Here is a 321-nt window from a genome sequence, read left to right as displayed (position 1 = left end):
GGGTCAACATAGCTGAATATTATGCGTTTCTGTTCAAGGTAGCCGTCGGCTTTGTTGACCTCAGTACATAATTCTTTGTACTGTTTTTCCGAAAGCACATTCTTTGCTGCTCTCAGCATTGCAGGAATATTACCCATACAGAACTTGAAGTCTACTTTGGCTTTAACTCTGTTTGTGTGCATCTTTGACCTCCTTATCAAGACGTGCGATCTCTTTTTCAGCAGACTTAAAAGCCACGGCAAGAGAACCTATCGTTGTTCCGATGATAACACCTATCATCATTCCAATGAACAAATACGTCATTTACATCATCTCCATTTC

At 40.5% G+C, this 321-nt stretch carries 2 protein-coding genes; both read right to left on the bottom strand.

Going from position 1 to position 321, the window contains the following annotated elements; genetic code table 11:
* Positions 1-182, bottom strand: a 182-nt coding sequence (locus LI114_RS13865; RefSeq protein ID WP_227221154.1) for a hypothetical protein, incomplete at its 3' end; no start/stop codon positions are given.
* Positions 163-303 (bottom strand): hypothetical protein, encoded by a 141-nt coding sequence (locus LI114_RS13860; protein WP_158455166.1) that lies wholly within the window; start codon positions 301-303, stop codon positions 163-165. The genes LI114_RS13860 and LI114_RS13865, both read right to left, overlap by 20 nt.
* Between the last annotated feature and the right edge of the window lie 18 nt (positions 304-321).

The sequence above is a fragment of the Ruminococcus sp. 210702-SL.1.03 genome, assembly GCF_020559915.1.
Taxonomy (GTDB): Bacteria; Bacillota; Clostridia; order Oscillospirales; family Ruminococcaceae; genus YE71.
Note: the sequence above shows the minus strand (reverse complement) of the source record. Positions and strands in the feature narration are given on the sequence as shown.